The organism is Frigoribacterium sp. CF331, from assembly GCF_057787905.1.
Map to the genome: position 1 here is coordinate 893895 of NZ_CM173545.1, position 19020 is coordinate 912914.

19 protein-coding genes and 1 tRNA gene are annotated in these 19020 nt (G+C 73.3%); 11 read left to right on the plus strand and 9 right to left on the minus strand.

Translation table 11 applies throughout. The features are described from left to right. Positions 1-57 precede the first annotated feature (57 nt). The 7 genes from metE to AC3CCI_RS04170 all read left to right on the plus strand — a co-directional run bounded on the left by metE (position 58) and on the right by AC3CCI_RS04170 (position 7733). Positions 58-2382, plus strand: a complete 2325-nt coding sequence (metE, locus tag AC3CCI_RS04140; protein ID WP_488628195.1) for a 5-methyltetrahydropteroyltriglutamate--homocysteine S-methyltransferase — start codon at positions 58-60, stop codon at positions 2380-2382. 322 nt (positions 2383-2704) lie between these two features. Continuing rightward, positions 2705-3316: a hypothetical protein gene (locus AC3CCI_RS04145; protein WP_488628196.1), complete on the plus strand. Its 612-nt coding sequence runs from the start codon at positions 2705-2707 to the stop codon at positions 3314-3316. Next, positions 3313-4368 (plus strand): peptidoglycan-binding domain-containing protein, encoded by a 1056-nt coding sequence (locus AC3CCI_RS04150; RefSeq protein ID WP_488628197.1) that lies wholly within the window; start codon positions 3313-3315, stop codon positions 4366-4368. Before AC3CCI_RS04145 ends, AC3CCI_RS04150 begins: the two co-directional genes overlap by 4 nt. Beyond that, positions 4359-4961 carry an ABC transporter ATP-binding protein gene (locus AC3CCI_RS04155; protein WP_488628198.1) on the plus strand — a complete coding sequence of 201 codons (603 nt, stop codon included), beginning with the start codon at positions 4359-4361 and terminating at the stop codon, positions 4959-4961. The genes AC3CCI_RS04150 and AC3CCI_RS04155 overlap by 10 nt, the downstream gene beginning before the upstream one ends. Further along, positions 4958-6031 (plus strand): hypothetical protein, encoded by a 1074-nt coding sequence (locus AC3CCI_RS04160; RefSeq protein ID WP_488628199.1) that lies wholly within the window; start codon positions 4958-4960, stop codon positions 6029-6031. Before AC3CCI_RS04155 ends, AC3CCI_RS04160 begins: the two co-directional genes overlap by 4 nt. A gap of 5 nt (positions 6032-6036) precedes the next feature. Then, entirely contained in the window at positions 6037-6999 is a 963-nt protein-coding gene (locus tag AC3CCI_RS04165; protein ID WP_488628200.1) for an ATP-binding cassette domain-containing protein, read from the plus strand. Continuing rightward, positions 6996-7733, plus strand: coding sequence for a hypothetical protein (locus AC3CCI_RS04170; RefSeq protein ID WP_488628201.1), 738 nt, complete (start codon positions 6996-6998; stop codon positions 7731-7733). The genes AC3CCI_RS04165 and AC3CCI_RS04170 overlap by 4 nt, the downstream gene beginning before the upstream one ends. A gap of 96 nt (positions 7734-7829) precedes the next feature. On the opposite strand, the gene AC3CCI_RS04175 is transcribed toward AC3CCI_RS04170, so the two are convergent. Further along, positions 7830-9158: a MalY/PatB family protein gene (locus AC3CCI_RS04175; protein WP_488628202.1), complete on the minus strand. Its 1329-nt coding sequence runs from the start codon at positions 9156-9158 to the stop codon at positions 7830-7832. 186 nt (positions 9159-9344) lie between these two features. Further along, positions 9345-9989 carry a GNAT family N-acetyltransferase gene (locus AC3CCI_RS04180; RefSeq protein ID WP_488628203.1) on the minus strand — a complete coding sequence of 215 codons (645 nt, stop codon included), beginning with the start codon at positions 9987-9989 and terminating at the stop codon, positions 9345-9347. Between the two features lie 92 nt (positions 9990-10081). Here AC3CCI_RS04180 and AC3CCI_RS04185 point away from each other — a divergent pair, with 92 nt between their 5' ends. Together AC3CCI_RS04185 and AC3CCI_RS04190 are read left to right on the plus strand one after the other, a co-directional pair. Continuing rightward, positions 10082-10744, plus strand: a complete 663-nt coding sequence (locus tag AC3CCI_RS04185; protein ID WP_354593760.1) for a TetR/AcrR family transcriptional regulator — start codon at positions 10082-10084, stop codon at positions 10742-10744. Between the two features lie 51 nt (positions 10745-10795). Further along, positions 10796-11272, plus strand: a complete 477-nt coding sequence (locus AC3CCI_RS04190) for a GNAT family N-acetyltransferase (RefSeq protein ID WP_488628204.1) — start codon at positions 10796-10798, stop codon at positions 11270-11272. 1 nt (position 11273) lies between these two features. Here AC3CCI_RS04190 and AC3CCI_RS04195 read toward each other — a convergent pair whose 3' ends face one another. After that, the gene (locus tag AC3CCI_RS04195) at positions 11274-11714 is read right to left on the minus strand and encodes a MarR family winged helix-turn-helix transcriptional regulator (RefSeq protein ID WP_354593762.1); all 441 of its coding nucleotides are present in this window, start codon (positions 11712-11714) and stop codon (positions 11274-11276) included. A gap of 72 nt (positions 11715-11786) precedes the next feature. Here AC3CCI_RS04195 and AC3CCI_RS04200 point away from each other — a divergent pair, with 72 nt between their 5' ends. Further along, positions 11787-12149: a VOC family protein gene (locus AC3CCI_RS04200; RefSeq protein WP_488628205.1), complete on the plus strand. Its 363-nt coding sequence runs from the start codon at positions 11787-11789 to the stop codon at positions 12147-12149. An 82-nt stretch (positions 12150-12231) separates the two neighbouring features. On the opposite strand, the gene AC3CCI_RS04205 is transcribed toward AC3CCI_RS04200, so the two are convergent. From AC3CCI_RS04205 to AC3CCI_RS04230, 6 genes are all read right to left on the minus strand, one after another. Then, complete coding sequence (locus tag AC3CCI_RS04205; RefSeq protein ID WP_488628206.1) at positions 12232-13038, minus strand: phosphatase PAP2 family protein; 807 nt, start codon at positions 13036-13038, stop codon at positions 12232-12234. 59 nt (positions 13039-13097) lie between these two features. Beyond that, positions 13098-14636, minus strand: a complete 1539-nt coding sequence (locus AC3CCI_RS04210; protein ID WP_488628207.1) for a CCA tRNA nucleotidyltransferase — start codon at positions 14634-14636, stop codon at positions 13098-13100. Positions 14637-14837: 201 nt separating this feature from the next. Beyond that, positions 14838-14909, minus strand: a tRNA-Arg gene (locus AC3CCI_RS04215). Positions 14910-15083: 174 nt separating this feature from the next. Next, positions 15084-15578, minus strand: coding sequence for an HNH endonuclease (locus AC3CCI_RS04220; protein ID WP_354593766.1), 495 nt, complete (start codon positions 15576-15578; stop codon positions 15084-15086). Between the two features lie 330 nt (positions 15579-15908). Then, entirely contained in the window at positions 15909-16763 is an 855-nt protein-coding gene (locus AC3CCI_RS04225) for a C40 family peptidase (protein ID WP_488628208.1), read from the minus strand. 330 nt (positions 16764-17093) lie between these two features. Next, a complete protein-coding gene (locus AC3CCI_RS04230) occupies positions 17094-17786 on the minus strand; it encodes an iron-dependent transcriptional repressor DtxR (RefSeq protein ID WP_056259359.1) in 693 nt (230 codons plus the stop codon). 88 nt (positions 17787-17874) lie between these two features. Here AC3CCI_RS04230 and serC point away from each other — a divergent pair, with 88 nt between their 5' ends. Next, positions 17875-18987, plus strand: a complete 1113-nt coding sequence (serC, locus tag AC3CCI_RS04235; protein WP_488628209.1) for a phosphoserine transaminase — start codon at positions 17875-17877, stop codon at positions 18985-18987. Positions 18988-19020 lie beyond the last annotated feature (33 nt).

A 19020-nucleotide genomic window follows, 5' to 3' on the forward strand; every position in this document is an offset into this window, starting at 1 on the left:
ACCCCCGATCGACCCACCCATCCGCACCCCGCACCCCGCACAGAGAGAACCGTCCGCATGACCACTCCCTCCTTCCCCGCCGGCACCGTCCTGGGCTACCCGCGCATCGGCGCGGACCGCGAACTGAAGCGCGCCGTCGAGTCGCACTGGCGCGGCGACACGACCGTCGACGAACTCGAGGCCACCGCGGCGGACCTCCGTGCGACGACGCGCGCCCGCCTGGTCGAGCTGGGTCTCGGCCGCGACGACTCGTCGGTTCCCGAGTCGTTCTCGTACTACGACCAGGTGCTCGACGCGGCCGTGACCGTCGGTGCCGTGCCCGCCCGCTTCGCCGACCTCGTCGACGCCGACGGGCACCTCGACCTCGACGGCTACTTCACGCTCGCCCGCGGCGACGCCGAGCGCGCCCCGCTCGAGATGACGAAGTGGTTCGACACGAACTACCACTACCTCGTGCCCGAGATCGGCCCGTCGACGACCTTCCGTCTCGCGGGCGACCGCCTCGTGCGCGAGGTCGAGGAGGCGCGCGCGGCCGGGTACCGCACCCGCCCGGTGGTCGTCGGCCCGGTCACGCTGCTCGCCCTCGCCAAGGCCGACGGGGACGCGCCCGAGGGCTTCGTGCCGCTCGACCGCCTGGCCGACCTCGTGCCCGTCTACCGCGAACTGCTCGCCCGCCTGGCCGCGGCCGGAGCCGAATGGGTGCAGCTCGACGAGCCCGCCCTGGTCAGCGAGTCGCTCGACGTCGACGCCGCGACCGTGCGGGCCGCGGCGGCGTCGGCCTACGCGTCGCTCGGCAGCGACCGTCCGCTGGCGATCCTCGTCGCGGCACCCTACGGCGACCTCGGCGAGGCCCTGCCCGTGCTGCTCGACGCCCCGGTCGACGGCGTCGCGCTCGACCTCGTCGAGGGCTCGGTGCCGACCGGCGTGACGACCGACAAGGTGCTGGTCGGCGGGGTCGTCGACGGCCACAACGTCTGGCGCGGAGACCTGGCCGCCGCGCTCGAGGCGCTCGAGTCGCTGCGCGCGGTGTCGCCGGTCGTGTCGGCGGGCACCTCGACCAACCTCTTCCACGTGCCCCACGACGTCGAGGTCGAACGGCAGCTCGACGCCCGGCTGCGCAGCTGGCTCGCCTTCGCCGACCAGAAGGTCGGGCAGGTGGCCGTGCTCGCACGCGGGCTGACCGCGGGACGTGAGGCCGTCCTCGACGAGCTGACCCGCGCCTCCTCGGCCCTCGCCGACCGGCTCGCGGCGCCCGGCGTCCGCGACGGAGCCGTGCGCGCCCGGGCCGCCGCCCTGACGCCGGGCGACTACGTCCGCGGGGATGAGGAGGCGCGGGTCGCCGAGCAGGCGGCCGCCCTCTCGCTGCCCGCCCTCACGACCACGACGATCGGGTCGTTCCCCCAGACCGGCGACATCCGCGTCGCCCGGGCCCGTCATGCCCGCGGAGAGATCGACGACGACGCGTACCGCGGCTTCCTGCAGGACGAGATCCGCCGCGTGGTCGCGCTGCAGGAGGAGATCGGGCTCGACGTGCTGGTGCACGGCGAGCCCGAACGCAACGACATGGTGCAGTACTTCGCCGAGAACCTCGACGGGTTCGCCGTGACGCAGCACGGCTGGGTGCAGTCGTACGGCTCGCGGGCGACGCGGCCGTCGATCCTCTGGGGCGACGTGTCGCGTCCGGCGCCGATCACCGTCGAGTGGTCGACCTTCACGCAGTCGCTGACGACCAAGCCGGTCAAGGGCATGCTGACCGGGCCGGTGACGATCCTCGCGTGGTCGTTCGTGCGAGACGACCAGCCGCTCGGCGAGACGGCCGACCAGGTGGCGTTGGCGCTGCGGGACGAGATCGCCGATCTCGAGGCGGCGGGCATCCCCATCGTGCAGGTCGACGAGCCGGCCCTGCGCGAGCTGCTGCCGCTGAAGGTCGCGGACCAGGCGGCCTACCTGGACTGGTCGGTGGGGTCGTTCCGACTCGCGACGGCCGGCGTGGCAGCACGGACGCAGATCCACACGCACCTCTGTTACTCGGAGTTCGGCGTGGTCATCGAGGCGATCGACGCTCTCGACGCCGACGTGACGTCGATCGAGGCCGCGCGCTCACGCATGGAGGTCGTGGCCGAGGTGCGCGACGGGGGCTTCTCGCGCGGCGTCGGACCGGGCGTGTACGACATCCACTCGCCGCGGGTGCCGAGCGTGGACGAGGTGTCCGAGCTGCTGCGCACGGCGCTCGACGCCCTGCCGGTGCGCCAGCTCTGGGTGAACCCGGACTGCGGCCTGAAGACGCGCGGCTACGCCGAGACCGTCGCGGCGCTCGAGAACCTCGTGGCCGCGACCCGGGCCGCGCGCGAGCGCGTCGCCGCGGTGCCCGCCGGCGTGTAGCCGGGCGCGGGTCCTGGCCCGCCCCCGGCCCATCCCGCCACGACATGAACACCCCGCCACGTCCTCTCGTGGCGGGGTGTTCATGTCGTGGCGGGATGTCGCCAGGGGGCACGGTCACCACCCTTCCGCCCTTCGATCGGCAGAATGTCACCCTTGATAGGTGACCTTTTTAACGTTAGCTTCGACGCCTGACGGAACGGATTCGTCAGAGGGAGGAAGCACACGTGCTCATCGAGAAGTACGGCTCGTGGGTCGGCCGGGGTGGATGGTCGAGCCAGTCGCAGTGCTGGGCCGACGTGGTGTCGTACGGGATGACCGCGAAGTGAGGACGACGGTCACGGCGGCGGCTGTCACGGCCGCCGCCGTGCTCGTCGCCCTGGTGGGCTGCGCCGACCCTCAGCCGGCCGGCACCTCTCGACCCGAGGCCGCCGACCTCGAGCTGTCCGGGCCGTGGGCCGACGTCTTCGCCGAGGCGCTCGACGAGAGCGAGAGCGCCGTCGAGAGAGAGATCCTGGCCGACGGCGTCGTCACCTCGACAGAACTCGAGCAGGCGCACGACGGCGTCCGCCGCTGCCTCGCCGACTCGGGCCTGGCCGTCGATTACTCACCCGACGGCGGGTTCGAGCTCACCGACCTCGACGGCGATGCCCCCGACATGCCCTTCGAGCGGTCGGATGCAGCACTGCAGGCCTGCGAGACCAGGTTCGACAGCTGGGTGACCTTCCTCTTCGAGCAAGTTCGCCGCAACCCCGAGCGCCTCGACGAAGGGACCATCCAGGTCAGGTGCCTGGCCGATGCCGGCCTGGTCGACCCGTCCTACGGTCGGGACGACTGGGAGGCCGACGACGAGTCGGGCACCTTCCCGTTCGACACCCAGTCCGAGGCCGCCCAGTCCTGTCTCCGCGACCCCCTCGGCCTGTGGTCCGGGCGATGAAGCCGACGAGACTCCCGAGCGCGTCGGTGGTCGGTCTCGTGGCGCTCACCGCACTCGCCGTCGGTGCCGGCGCGGTGCTCCTGTCCATCCCACCCGACCAGCCCGCGGCCCTGCGCTCACCGGCCCCCGCCGAGGCGGTTCCCGTCGACACGCGTGAGGACGTCGACGAACGACAGGTCCAGCTGGTGCTGCAGACGGGGTCACCGCGACGGATCGTCTCGCCTCGACCGGGCGTCCTCACCGGACTGTCGTGCTCCACGGGCGGTGAGATCGCGAGCGGCGACGTCGTCGCGACCGTGGACGGCCGTCCTGTCGTCGCACTCGCGACCGCCGTGCCCCTCTGGCGAGGGCTCGACCTGGGCGATCGCGGCGACGACGTCCGTGGCCTCCAGGCCGAGTTGGCTCGGTTGGGGGCCCCCGTCGCCGCGGACGGCACGTTCGGTGCGGACACCCGACGGGCCGTCCGGTCGTTCTTGACCACGAGGGGAGTCACCGTGGCGGCCGACGACGCCGTCCCGGTCGACGCCGTCACGTGGCTCCCGGCACCCCGGGTCCGGGTCGAGGGGTGCGAGGGCGTGGTCGGATCGTCCGTGGATTCGGGAGACGAACTCGTCCGTCTTCCCGTCGATCTGCAGGCTGCCCGACTCGAGAAGCTGCCACTCGACGCCTCCCCCGGCGACCGGGTGGTCACCGTGGCCGGGGTCACGACCGCCGTCTCGGCCGAGGGGATCGTGACCGACCCGACCGATCTGGCTCGCCTGGCCTCGACGCCCGATTACGCGTCCGTCGTCGACGACGACGCACCGGCCGTCGCCGCCCGATGGTCCCTCGCCGAACCCGTCCGGGTCACGGTCGTGCCTCCGAGCGCCCTCGTCGACGTACGCGACGGCACGGCGTGCCTTCAGCCCGTCGACGACTCGGGTGAGCCCCGACAGCCCCTCCTTGTGGACGTCGTCGGCTCGCAGCTGGGTCAGTCCTACGTCGTCGCGCCCGACGGCACGCCCGTGACGTCGGTCGTCCCTCGTCCTGGCGGGAGCCTCACATGCCGGTGACCTTGGATCGAGTCGGTCATGCGTTCGGTGACGGCGCGCCGCTGTTCACCGACGTCGATCTCACCCTGCACCGTGGCTCCGTGTGCGCCATCGTGGGTCCGAGCGGTTCGGGCAAGTCCACGCTCCTCGCCGTCGTCGCGGGCATGGTGACGCCTCGCTTCGGGCGGGTCGTGCGAGCCGCGGGCACACGCGTCGGCTGGGTGTTCCAGAACCCTCACGGGGTGCCGCGGCGGACCGCCCTCGACCACGTCTCGCTCGCGTTCCTGGCCAGCGGGGCGTCTCGGGTCGAGGCCGACCGCCGGGCGCTGGCCCTCCTCGGCCGCTTCGACCTCGCGCCGCGCGCGGGGGCTCGGTTCGCCGAGCTGTCGGGCGGCGAGGCCCAGCGCCTCATGCTGGCCCGCGGCATCGCTGCCGAGCCCGACGTCCTGCTCGTCGACGAACCCACCGCGCAGCTGGACCGTCCAACGGCCGCCGAGGTCAACCGTGTCATCGGTTCGCTCGCCGACCACGGCACCGCGGTGCTCGTGGCCACGCACGACGACGCCACGCGAGATGCCTGCGACGACGTGCTCGATCTCGATGAGCACCGGTGAAGGCCCGTGAGGTCGCCCGCGAGGCCCTGCGTGACCTCGTCTCGGGCACCACGACGACGTCGATCTGGATCGCCCTGTTCGTCGTGACCGTCGGGGCCGTCGCCGTGGCGCAGGCGACGAGTGCGCGATCCGCCGTCGACGCGGCCGACCGATGGCTGGCGAGCGGGGCCGCGACCCTGGTCGAGACCGCCGAGGCGCGAGTGGACGGACGCGCCTGCGACGCCCTGTCCGCCCTGCCGACCGTGCAGGCCGCGGGTGCCATCCGCGCCACCACCGTCGACCTGGCTCCCGCGGCTCTGCCGAGGGCGAGCGTCCCGACGTACGACGTCACGCCGGGTTTCGCGGCGCTGCTGCTGGTCGACGGCACCACCGACGGTCTCGGTCTCGTCGTCAGCGACGAGGGCTCGCGGGCCCTCGGACTCACCGGCCAGGGCGACCTGGCGACGCGAGACGGGCACGCGCCCGTGCAGGGGGTGTTCGGGTACCCGGACGACGGGCGCGATCCGGCGCTCACGTACAGTGCGCTGGGGGCGAGCAGGGCCGACGACGGGCCCTTCGACGCCTGCTGGGTCACGTCGTGGCCCGCCAGCGACGACGTCGTGGAAGCACTCGGCCGGACGGTCCTGCCCGGTGGCGGAGGCGACACCGAGTCGCGCCCTGTGCTGGGCCAACTGAACTCCACCCTCGGTGCCACGTTCCACGCGCCTCCGGTGCCTCTCGACGGATGGGGTGCAGCAGCGGCCTGCGGGCTCGGCGTCGCCTCGGGGGCGGCCAGCGTCTGGCGACGACGGAGTCGTCTCGCCTCCGACCGACACGTCGGGGTCACCACGGCTGCCCAGCTCGGGTCGCAATCGTTGCAGGCAGCGGCCTGGACGACCGTGGCGTCGCTGTGCCTCGTGCCCGTCGTCCTGGCCGTCACCTCCGGTCTCCGCCCGGACGACTCGATCCCCATCGTCCTGGACGCCGGACGGACCCTGGCCGCCGGCGCCGTCGGCGTGCTGCTCGGCGTCGTCGTGGCCGCGGTGTCCGTCCGGGAGTCCTCGCTGCTCCGCTACGTGAGACAGAGGTGAAGAGCATGAGACAGACCTCCCCAGATCCGTACCCCGTGTCGGTCCGCAGCCTCTCCAAGGCCTACGGCCGACGAGCCGTCGTCCGGGACGTCAGCTTCGACTCGCGCGCGGGTCGGGTCACCGCACTGCTCGGGCCGAACGGGGCCGGCAAGTCGACGACGCTGCGGGCGGCGCTCGGACTCGTCCGACCGACGAGCGGGACGGCACTCTTCGGGGGCCGCCCCTTCGCCGAGCTCGACCGACCGGGCCGAACGGTCGGCGTGCTGCTCGACGCGAGTGCCGGCCACGGGGGGCGCAGCGTCCGCGAGACCGCCCGCCTCTCGGGCCTGGCGATCGGCGTCCCTCCACGACGCGTCGACGAGTGTCTCGACCTCGTCGGCCTGTCGACCGTGGGCGGCCGTCGAATCGGGGCGCTCAGCCTCGGCATGCGACAGCGCCTGGGCCTCGCCGTCGCCTTGCTCGGCGAGCCGACGACGCTGATCCTCGACGAGCCGGGCAACGGCCTCGACCCCGAAGGGCTGCGGTGGTTGGACGAGTTGATGGTCGGCTTCGCCCGCGCCGGCGGCGCGGTCCTGCTGTCCAGTCACCACCTCGCCGACATCGAGACGATCGCCGACGACGTCGTCATCCTCGATCGTGGCCGCGTGGTCCACACCGGGCCGGCGCGCGGTGGTGCCCCGGCGAGCGTCGCGTTCACCAGCGCGGACGACGAGCGGTTCGCCCGCACCCTCGTCGGTCAGGGGGTGGCGGTCGAGCGAGGGCGAGACGACCCGGCGATCCTCTCCGCCGCGACCACGGCCGATCACGTCGGACGCCTGTCCCTCACCCTGGGCATCCCGTTGACCCATCTGTCGGAGTCCCGTCCGTCACTCCGTTCGTTCTTCCTCGACCAGACCTCGGGCGAACACACCGCGCGCCTCCCATCCACGACGCCCCCGTCGACGTCCCCGCCGAAAGCGACCTCATGACCCCCTGGTCCGTCCTCTTGCGAATCGAGCTGCGAAAGGCCACCGACACCCGCGCCGCGCGAGTGTTGTTCGCCACCATCGCCCTGCTCGGCGTCGGCACGGTGGCCCTGTCCCAGACGGCGGACACGTCGCTCGAGACGTTCGTAGGCGGGGTGGCCCTCCCCCTCACCGCCCTCCTCCCCGTCGTGGCCGTCCTCGCGGTCACCGGCGACTGGACCGGACGCTCCGCCCTGGCGACGTTCACCCAGACGCCCCGGCGCCTGCTGGTCCTGACGGCACGCGTCGTCGCGATCGTCGCACTCGTCCTGGGGGTCGCTCTCGTCACGGCCGCGGGCGCGGCCCTGGCGTTCGTCGTGCTGCACCCCGACCTCCTCGCGGCGACCGACTGGTCCGCCGTGACGACCGCCGCGGGCGGGGTCGTGGCCCTGGCCGTCGCAGCCGCCTTGACCGGCACAGCCGTCGGCTCACTGCTGCTGAACACGCCCCTGGCCATCGTCGTCACCATGCTGCTGCCCATCACGTACGACGTCGCCGCCGCGCTGCTCGTTCCGTCCGTCGCCCCCTGGATCTCGACGCTCGCTTTCTCCGCCTGGCTCGCGCACCCGCACCTTGCCTGGGGGATCGGCCCCGGGGACGTGCCGGGCGCAGGGCAGGCGCTGACCTCGCTGGTGATCTGGGTCGCGCTCCCGCTGGGGCTCGGCTGGTGGCGGCAGCTGCGGCGCGACGTCGCCTGACGCGACGAGCGGGCCGGGTCCCGGGCAGGCACAGCCGGAGGGCACAGCGGCGCCCGAGGCGGCGACCCCGGGGCGGCGAGCGGCGCGGCGGGCCGCTCAGGCGCGGGAGGCCACGAGGGCGGCGATTCGTCGCACGGCCTCGACCAGCACCCCGGGGTCGCACGCGAGGTTGAGGCGGGCGTGACCGGCGCCTCCCGGTCCGTAGGTGTGGCCGGCGTTGAGGGCGACGCGGGCACCCGCGAGCAGGACGGCGGCGGGGTCGTCGCCGAGCCCGAGCGGGCGGAGGTCGAGCCAGGCGAGGTAGCCGGCCGCCGGGCGGTGGTACGTGACGCCGGGCAGGTGCTCGGCGAGCAGGGACGCCAGCAGGGCGTCGTTCGCGACGATCTTGGTGACGGCGTCGTCGAGCCAGTCGGTACAGCCGAAGGCGACGACGTTGGCGTGCAGGCCGAGGATGCTCGTGCGACAGGCGACCTCCTCCACGAGCCCGTCGAGCAGCACGGCCGTCCGGTCGTCGCCCGCGACCACCAGCGAGCACTTCGCCCCTGCGAGGTTCCACCCCTTGCTCGCCGAGGTGACCGTGACCGACCGCGCCCCCTGCGCCTCCGCGACCGGTGAGAACGGCGTGAAGACGACGCCGGGGTGGGTCAGCGGGCCGTGCACCTCGTCGCTCACGACGAGCACGTCGTACCGCGCGGCGAGCCGGGCCACCTCGGCGAGCACGGCCGCGTCGTGGACGATGCCGAGCGGGTTGTGCGGGTTGCACAGCACGAACGCGTCGACGCCCGAGGCGAACGCCCGCTCGAGGCCGGCAAGGTCGAGGCCGGCGCGGTCGAGGCCGGCGCGGTCGAGGCCGGCGCGGGCCCGCCCGTCACCGGCGAGCGCCGGCGACCCCGAGGAGGCGCGGGTCGCGTCGCCGACGGACTCCCCCGCCACCAGCAGCGGCACGCACACGACCTCGGCCCCGGCCTCCTCGACGAGCTCGAAGAACGGCGGGTAGACCGGCGGCGTCACGACGACGCGGCCACCGCGGGGCACGGCGAGGCGGAGGGTCTCGACGATGCCGACGCTGACGTCGGTCGCGATGTGCACGCGGGACTCGTCGACGCGCCAGCTCCACCGGTCGAGCGCGAAGCGGGCGAAGGCGGGCGCGAGGGGCCCGGGGCCGTCGAGGTAGCCGACGTCCGAGGCGCGCACGCGGCGGACCAGCTCGTCGACGACCGGCTCGGCGAGGTCGTAGTCCATCTCGGCGACGAAGAGCGGCAGCACGTCGTCGGCGAATCGCGTCCACTTGATGCTCGAACGCTCGCGGCGCAGGCGGGCGAGGTGCTGCTCGGCGGGTGCCGAGGGCAGGGCCGGAGCCGGAGGCAGGGCAGGCGCCGAGGGCAGGGCGGCTGCCGGGGCCGGTGCGGTCGTCGCGTTCACCATGCCGACACGATCCTCCCGGCGCGGCCGATGCACCAGCAGCCTCGTCACACGGCGACTCACGGACGCGACGGTCGCATGTCCGCCGGCCCCGCCGAGGTCGCACCACCGTCGCGGTGTCGAACCACGCTCGTGGGTGGTTCGACACCGCATCGGTGGTGCGACCCCCGACGGCCCGGGTGCCGGGACTCACGCCGGCCCGGCCGCCGTCCGAGCCGGACGCCACATCGCGGCGGGCGTCGCCCCCGGCAGCCCACGGATCGGCCCCAGCTCGACGAAGCCCATCCGACGGTAGAGCGCCCGGTTCCGCTCGGTCGACGACTCGAGGTAGGCGGCGTCGCCCGCCTCGTCGACGGCGGCGAGGCGGTGCTCGATCAACGAGGTGCCGACGCCGAGCCCGCGGGCCGCGTCGCCGACGGCGATCTCGCCGAGGTACCAGTGCGGCAGGCGGGGGCGCGGTGCCGCGAGGGTCGCCTGGTGCCGGGCCGCCGGCACGAGCCCGCCGAGGCCCAGGGCGCGTAGGTAGCGGGGCAGCTGCCCGAGCTCGTCCCACGAGACCGGGAGGCTCAGCGGCGACGACGCCCGGGTGCGCGGGGCCTCCCAGACCGCCGCCCCCACGACGTCACCGTCGACGACGGCCACGTCGACCGTGCGACGGGCCCGGGGGATCGACCGCATCATCGCCGCGAAGAGGTCGACCAGGCGGGCGTGCCGTCGCGGCCCCCGCGGGACGAACCCCCGCATGACGGGGTCGTCTCGGAACCCTTCCGCGAGCACGGCGGCGGCCGCGTCGAGCTGGTCCGGGCGGGCGGCGGTGATCGACACGTCGGGCACGATGCCTCCTGATGGGATTCGTCAGAGCTGACGATTTCGTCAGTCATGACAGAATGTAGCCAGACAACCCGCCGGACACGTGAGAGGCCGCTGTGAGAACGGACGACGAGGAGGTGCGGGTCGACCCCTCGAGGACGTCCCGCCGCACCCGCGACACGCGTCGCAAGCTGATCGAGGCCGGTGTCGTCCTGCTGCGGCGGGCCGACTACGCCGCCGTCCCCGTCGCCGAGATCACGCAGCTGGCGGACGTCGGCCTCGGCACGTTCTACAACCACTTCGCCGGAAAGGACGAGCTGTTCGACCAAGCCGTCCAGAGCGTGCTCGAGGCGCAGACCGACCGGATGACGGCGCTCGGTCGGGCGGGCGACTCCCCGACGACGGCGGCGGCGATCGCGATGCACGTGGTGCTCGGCCTCACCGAGAGCGACCCTGCGGTGGCCGTCGTCGTCGCGCGCAACGGGCTGCGCCTGCTCGACGCCGAGGCGGCGCTGGTGCCGCAGGCACGGGCCCTGGTCGAGGCCGGACAGGCCGCGGGGTCGTTCGCCGAGCTGGACGTCGACCTGGCACTGTCCCTGGTCGGCGGCAGTCTCCTCGGCGGGCTGCACACCTGGTGGTCGAGCCCCGAGCTCGTGACCCCCGAGTGGTCGGTCGAGCTGGTGGCCCGCGTGCTGGTGGCCCTCGGATGCGACCTGGGGGACGCGCGCCGCGCCTCCTCGTCCGGACTCGACCGGGTGACCGGGCGCGACGCGGCCTGACGTCGGGGCGGGAGCCACCCCGGTCGCGCGGCGATCGACCAAGATGGTGGGGTGACGACACCGGCGCCCGCGACGAGCATCGAGCCCCGCCCCTACGACCACCCCGACGTGCAGCTGCTCGTCGAGGGGCTGCAACAGCTCTACGTCGAGATCTACGGCGGACGCGACGACAGCCCGATCGACCGCTCCGAGTTCGAGCTGCCGAGGGGCACGTTCGCGGTGGCGTACGAGTCGGGCGAGCCCGTCGCCCTCGGCGCGTGGCGGCTGCTGCCGGACGGCCGCGCCGAGCTCAAGCGGATGTACGTGCGGGCCGACCGACGCGGGCGCGGGCTGTCCCGAGCGGTGCTGACCTGGCTCGAACGGTCGGCGTCGGACGCGGGCGTCACCGAGATGGTGATCGAGACCAACGTGGCCCACGACACCGCGATCCGCCTCTACGAGTCGGCGGGGTACCGACCCATCGCGGCCTACGGCCACTACGCCGACGACGCGGGAACGGTGTCGCTCGGTCGCACGCTCACCAGCTGAGTCAGCGCAGGGCGGTCACGCACCCGCGCAGCGCCTCCGCCAGCTGCCGCCGCGCGGCCGGCGTCAACCCCGCCGTCATCCTGTCCTCGACCGCCCGCACGGCGGCGCTCGCCACGGCCAGTTGTCGCCGCCCGGCCGCCGTCAGCTCGGTCGGCAGGGCCCGCCCCGTCGGCGCTCGGTCGGCCCGTCGCACGAGACCGTCGCGCTCGAGCGACTGCAGCAGCACGTTCATCGACTGACGCGTGACGAACGCGCCGCGGGCGAGCTCGGAGTTCGACAGCCCGGGCCGCTGCGCGAGCAGCTCGAGGCACGAGTAGTGCGTGATGGTCATGTCGAGCGGGCGGAGTTCAGCCTCCATGGAGGCGCGGAGCGCACTCGACGCCTCCTTCAGCAGGTAACCCACCGAGGTCTCGAGGTCGATCGCCGACGCGCCTTGACTCATGTCAGTAGTCTGACATAGGTTGATCCATGTCAGCTAACTGACACACATCTTCGACACGAGAGCAGGCACCCCATGACCGCCACCGGCCCCGACTTCATCTCGCTCCAGGTCCGCGACGTCGAGCGCTCCGCCGCGTTCTACGAGCAGCACCTCGGCCTCACCCGGCAGGACGGCCCGCCGCACGCCGTCGTCTTCGCCACGAAGCCGATCGCGTTCGCCGTGCGGGGCGCCCTGCCCGGCGTCGACCTCGACGCGGCCCCGCTCGGTCACGGCGTCGGCCTCTGGCTGCTCGATCCCGAGGCCCGGTCCACCCACGACGCCCTGGTCGCCGCCGGCGTCGAGATCGCGACGGCACCGGTCGAGGGCCCCTTCGGCCACACCTTCACCTTCGTCGACCCCGACGGCTACCAGGTCACGTTGCACGACCGGGCGTGACGCGCGGCTCCTCCGACCCGGACCGGGGACGAGGAGGCGCGGCGCACGATCCCCTCGGAGGTCACGCCGGCCCGACGCGTCGTCACTCGTGGACGTCGTCGTCGTCCTGGGTGCTCAGGTAGAGGCGGTGGCTGGTGACGATCAGCGAGAGCCACCCGATGCCGGTGACCCACCCGACGGCGACGTCGGTGAACCAGTGCGCCCCGAGCAGCACGCGCGACAGCCCCACGACGCCGGCCGTCCCGGCGGCGGCTCCGACGATCGCGACCTGCGGCGCCTGGTCGCGCTGCCGGAGCGCCAGCAGGTAGGCGAGCACGCCGAGGATCGTGGTGGTGTTCAGCGTGTGCCCGGACGGGAACGACGGCGACTCCTCGTAGGGCGGGATGGCCTCGTGGCGGTCGGGTCGGTTGCGCTTGATGAGCTTCTTGCCCACGACCGTCATCGCGAGCGAGCCCGCTCCGACCGCCACGACGAGGGTGACGGGGCTGGGGTGACGGTCACGGATGCCGAAGGCCGCGGCGGCGCCGACGGTGACGGCGGGTAGGACGACGGGCCCGAAGACGTGGGCGATGGTCGCCGCCGCGCCGTTGGTGAACGGCGAGCGGAGCCGCTTCGCCCGCTCGAGTGCCGGCCGGTCGAGGCTCTGGATGCCGTCGCGACCCGTCACCCCGTCGTAGATGTACGCGGCCCCGGCGGTCGCGGCGACCGCGATGCCGCCCCCGACGGCGAGGGTCGCGACGAGCGCGCGCCGGGCGCCGACCTTCTGCGCGACGGTCTTGTGGCGCGAGGCGAGCCGCCGGCCCGCGGCCGACCGCCACTCGGTCAGGTCACGGCGACCGATCTGCCGGTCGTGGCGGGTCGTACGGGCGGTCTCTGCGGAGGTCGGCATGAGACCACCCTGGCCCCTGGCCGGTCAGGACCTCCAGGTTCGGCCGCGCCGGCGCACGCTCACGAGACCCGCGGCACCTCCTGCGCGACGAACCACGCGACGGCTCCGGCCTCGTCGTCGAACTCGCCGTCGTCCTGCGCGGCGAGGGCCGCCCGGATGATGTCCGTGAACGCGGGGCCGGGCTCGTAGCCGAGGCTCATCAGGTGGCGTCCGGTCAGGAGGCTCCTCCGCGGCTTCGCGCCGACGTCGCCGGCCAGCGCCACCCAGGGGCCTGAGACGGGGGCGCCTGCGGACGGGCCTCGGCCGGCGACGTCGGCGTCGACGACGCGGGCCCAGTCGTGGATGGTGAGCCCGGACCGTCCGTCGAGGCGGCGGACGAGACGGCGCACGGCGGACGGCGTCGGCTCGCCGCCGACGCCGACATGGCACATGTGCTCGGCGACCAGCCCGCCGATGCGGTCGCGGACGACGTGCGGTGAACCGATGCCGGCCAGGAAGTCCTGCGCCACCGGGTCGCCGACCGACTCGTGGCCGTGGCTGGTGATGCGGCCGTCGTCGTGGACGGTGGTGACGTAGGGCTTGCCGACGTCGTGGACGAGAGCGCCGAGGACGGCGAGGAGGCGCTGCTCCGCGGGCAGCCGCTCGGCTTCGGCCGCCGCCGCGGCGACGTCGGCGGAGAGGCCCAGGTGCGTGAGGACGTCACCCTCCCGGTGCCAGGCGGGGTCTTGCTCGATCCCGCGCGTGGCGGCCAAGGCGGGGAAGTTGTCGAGCCACCCCGTCCGCTCGAGCACCGTGAGCGCACGGGAGATGTGGAGGCCGCGGGTGGCCAGCTTCTTCCACTCGCCCCAGACCCGGCTGCTCGGCAGCGTGTCGTAGAGGTGCGCGAGCTCCCGGCAGGCGAGGACCGTGTCGTCGGCGAGCGTCCACCCGAAGCGGGCGACGAACTGTGCCGCCCGGAGGGGACGCAGGGCGTCGTCGGAGAACGACGGCCCGACGTGTCGCAGGACGCCGTGGGCGACGTCGGCCGCTCCGCCCCACACGTCGACCAGCTCTCCGCTGCCCGGGTCCCAGCCCAGCGCGTTGACGGTGAGGTCGCGGCGCGCGAACGCCGCCGCCTCGCCGGCCGGGGTCGGCGGCTCACCGGCGACGGAGACGTCGACGTCGAGACCGCCCACGGTGGCGACGAGGACTCCGAACGAGGCACCGACGTCGTCGACGCGGGCGACGGCGGCGAGGTGCGGGCGGAGTCGGTCGAGCGTCTCGACGCCGAACACCTCGATGTCGAGGTCCTTCGGGGCGACCGCTGCAGGAGGTGCGACGCGGGCGTCCAGGGGGCCCGGGGCGGACCGGGCGGCGAGGGCGTCGCGGACGGCGCCGCCGACGACGAGCGGGTGCCCGCCGGCGGCACGGACGGCCGCGAGCAGCTCGACCGCGGCAGCCGGGAGCGTGACGAGCTCGGGCGCCGCACAGCGGTGCACGTGCCCGCGACGGCGGTCGGTCGCGCAGTTCGGACACGTGACGGACCCGACGAGGACGCCGGACGGCGACCGGGTGGAGCCGACGGACGGGGCGGGGTGCTCGTCCGAGTGGGTGGCCATGACTCCCCTTTTACGCTACGTCACGTGGCGGGCGACGACTGGGTGCCCCTGGACGGGCGCGCGCAGCGCGGGGCCGCGGGGTTCGAGTCCCTCCAGGGGCAACGCCGCGAAGCGGCGTCAGGTGCCCCTGGACGGGCGCGCGCAGCGCGGGGCCGCGGGGTTCGAGTCCCTCCGGGGGCAACGCCGCGAAGCGGCGTCAGGTGCCCCTGGAGGGACTCGAACCCCCAACCCTTTCCTTAGGACGGAACTGCTCTTCCATTGAGCTACAGAGGCTGACCGTCCGAGTCTACCGAACCCGCGCCTCCTGCCGTCCGGCCCACGAGACCACTGCATTGCCCTTCGTGCAGTGCACCCCGACTAGTCACGGTGCGATGCACGAAACGCGGTGCGGAGCAGCCCGCCCGGCCGCCCGCCCGCCGGGCCGGCTCCGCGCCGAGCAGGCCGCGCTCACGCGGCGGCGAGGTACTCGTCCCAGTCCGCCTGCGTGCGCTCCATGCCGCGCACGACCCAGCCGACCCCGTGCGGCGGCTTGGGCGTGAAGCGGAGCTCCCAGCCCATCTCGTGCGGCGTCCGGTCGCTCTTGAGATTGTTGCACTTGAGGCAGCACGCGACGAGGTTCTCCCAGCTGTCCGCCCCGCCACGCGACCGCGGCTGCACGTGGTCGATGGTGGTCGCCGACCGGCCGCAGTAGGCGCAGCGGTGCGCGTCGCGCCGCATGACCCCGCGGCGCGAGACCGGGATCTGCCGCGTGTGCGGGATGCGCACGTACCGCGTCAGCACGATGACCGACGGACGATCCCACGACATCACCGCCCCGAGCACGGGGTGCTCCGCGTCGGCGGCGACGACGGTCGCCTTCTGGCTCATGACGAGGACGAGGGCCCGCCGGTCGGACACCACGGCGAGGGGCTCGAAACCGGCGTTCAGGACGAGAGTGCGCATGCTTTCCCTTTCGAAGCACCCTGGACGGCTTCCAGGGATTCGATCTCTCGGGGCGTCGCCGGCCCAGCAGGCCCGCCGACACGAAAAAAGCACCGTCACGGGGACGGTGCTCTGTCACATGGCGGGGTGTCGTATGTGCTCGTGCGACAGCGCACCCATGGTGCGGGTGGCGGTCGTACGAGGCATGTGACGCTCCTGGTCTCAGCGGAACTCCGAGGGCGCCAGGTTAAGCCCGGAAGGGCCGTCTTGCCTATAGGCAAGACGACCCTTCACAGGTTGTTCACGCGGAGCCCGTCGCGAGACGGGCCGAGCGAAGGAGGCGCGGGTCGCCTAGGCCCCGAAGCGCACGTAGTGCACGGCGCTCGTCCAGAGCGGCCGCACGCTGACGAACCCGCCGGGCTTCGGCGCGTCGAGGATCATGCCGTTGCCGGCGTAGAAGCCGTCGTGCGACCCGTCGTTGAAGATCACCACGTCGCCGGGCTGGGCCTCGGCCGCCGAGATCGGCGTGCCCATGGCCCCCTGGCGGGTGACCGAGTGCGGCAGCGCGATGCCGTACTGCGAGTAGACGTACATCACGAAGCCCGAGCAGTCGAAGCCGGCGGGGGTGGCGCCGCCGAAGACGTACGGGGTGCCGACGTACTGCAGGGCCGTGTCGTAGACGGCACTGAGGCTGAACGCGCCGGGCGTCGCGACGGTGCCCGTCGCCGAGGCGGAGGCCGAACCCGACGACGACGCCGCGGCCACGTTCTCGGCCGCCGTCGGGCCGGTGTAGCTGGCGTAGCTCGCGGCCAGGGCTGCTCGCTCGGCCTCGCGCTGGCTGGCGAGGGCCGCCGCGTTCAGGTCTTCTTGCGAGGTCGCCGTGTAGCCGTCACGCGTGGCGTCGGCCAGGGCGACGTCGTCGCCCACCGCGACGCTCTGCGCGTGGCTGGTCGAGGCGGCCGTCGACGAGGCTCCGACGCTCGGGCCGGCCGCCGCGCCGGGGTTCGAGGCGAAGGCGGGCAGGGCCATGGTGCCGATGAGGCCGGCGGTGAGCGTCATGACGGTCACCGAGACCACGCTGCGCTTGACCGACGGGCGGCCCGACCGGGCGGCGGGTGCGGCCGCGGCGGCCTGGGCGCGTCGCAGGGACGAGCGGGTCGGCAGGTCGGCGGGGGTGCGGGTGGCGACGGTGCGGTTCGGGCGCACGTCAGGGGTGGTGTCTGAGCCGGGAAGCGTCACGGGGGGTGGGTCTCCTACGTCTCGGCAGCTCTAGGGAAGCTGCCCCGTCCGTTCGTCTCGATCGCAACGACACACGGCAGGAGACGGGCGTGAGAGACGTCCTGCCACGGGTCCGACGGCCGGTTCAGCGGCCTGGGGACTCAGCGACTGTACCTGAGGGCCGCGGTGAAATCATCCTTGAGAGGGAGATTTGTAACGAATCGGTAAAGCCCTGCGTGATCCGCAGCAGAACGCAGGAGGCGCGGCGCACGCACGCAAGAAACCCGCGTCACCCCACCCCGCCGGCCGGACGGGCGGTCAGAGCCCGACGTAGATGTGCTGGGCGACCTCGGTCGGCAGCTCGAGGCCCTCGTCGTGACCGTCGACCTGGACGAACACGTACGACCCCGCCGAGCGGACGGTCGCGACCCCGCCGGGCAGGACGCCCGCACCCTGCAACTGCTGCAGCAGCTCGGGCTCGAACTGCACCGGCTCGGCCAGGCGCCGGATCGGACGCGTGACGCCCTCGGGGTTCTCGGCCAGGACGGCGACCAGGTTGACGACGCCGTCGAGGAACCGCCCCGCGGGCGAGTCGCCGAGTTCGTCGAGACCGGGGATCGGGTTGCCGTAGGGCGACTCGGTCGGGTGGTCGAGCATGTCGAGCAGTCGGCGTTCGACCTGCTCGCTCATGACGTGCTCCCACCGGCAGGCCTCGTCGTGCACGTACGCCCAGTCGAGGCCGATGACGTCGGCCAGGAGACGTTCGGCGAGCCGGTGCTTGCGCATGACGTGGGTGGCCTTGGTGCGCCCGTCGTGCGTCAGCTCGAGGTGGCGGTCACCCGACACGACGACGAGGCCGTCGCGTTCCATGCGGGCGATGGTCTGCGACACGGTCGGACCGGAGTGGCCGAGACGCTCGGAGATGCGCGCACGCAGCGGCACGATGTTCTCTTCTTCGAGGTCGAGGATCGTGCGCAGGTACATCTCTGTGGTGTCGACGAGATCGGTCAACAGGGGCCTCCCGGTGGAACACGTGGACTACCCCGCAAGCCTACCGGCTGCACGCTGGGCCCCGCGCCGCGTCAGTAGGATCGACCGCATGGCGGACATCCGGATTCCCACTGACCTCTTGCCCACCGACGGCCGTTTCGGCTGCGGCCCCTCGAAGGTCCGGGCGGCCCAGCTCGAGCACCTCGTGACCGCCGGTGCGTCGATCCTCGGCACCTCGCACCGCCAGGCACCGGTCAAGGGCCTCGTCGGCCGCGTCCGGGCCGAGCTCGGCGAGCTGTTCCGCCTGCCCGAGGGCTACGAGGTCGTGCTCGGCAACGGCGGCTCGACCGCCTTCTGGGACGCCGCGGCCTTCGGCCTCGTCGAGAAGCGCGCCGAGAACCTGTCGTTCGGCGAGTTCGGCTCGAAGTTCGCCAAGGCGAACGCGGCGCCGTGGCTCGAGGCTCCCCACGTCGTCACGGCCGAGGGCGGATCGCTCGCCGAGGTCGAGGTCGTCGAGGGCGTCGACGTGTACGCCTGGCCGCACAACGAGACCTCGACGGGCGTCATGGCCCCGGTCACCCGGGTCGCCGGAGACCCCGGCGCCCTGACGGTCGTCGACGCGACGAGCGCCGCGGGCGGCATCGACTTCGACGCCTCGCAGGCCGACGTCTACTACTTCGCACCGCAGAAGAACTTCGCGAGCGACGGCGGCCTGTGGTTCGCGCTCTTCTCCCCCGCCGCCGTCGAGCGCGTCGAGCGCATCGCCGCCAGCGGCCGGTACGTCCCCGAGTTCCTCAGCCTGAAGAACGCCGTCGACAACTCGCGGCTCGACCAGACGCTGAACACCCCCGCGCTCACCACCCTGCTGCTGCTCGAAGACCAGACCCGCTGGATGCTCGACTCCGGCGGTCTCGCCTGGGCCGACGCCCGCACGCGCGAGTCGTCGTCGGCGCTCTACGACTGGGCCACCGCCTCCGAGTACGCCACCCCGTTCGTCGTCGACCCGTCGCACCGCTCGCAGGTCGTCGCGACCATCGACTTCGCCGAGTCGATCGACGCGTCCGAGATCGCGAAGGTGCTGCGCGCCAACGGCATCGTCGACACCGAGCCGTACCGCAAGCTCGGCCGCAACCAGCTGCGCGTCGCGACCTTCACGGCCGTCGAGCCCGACGACGTGCGCCAGCTCATCCGCTCCATCGAGTACGTCGTCGACGCCCTCTGACCCCGCCGGCACCACGACGAAGCCCCCGACACG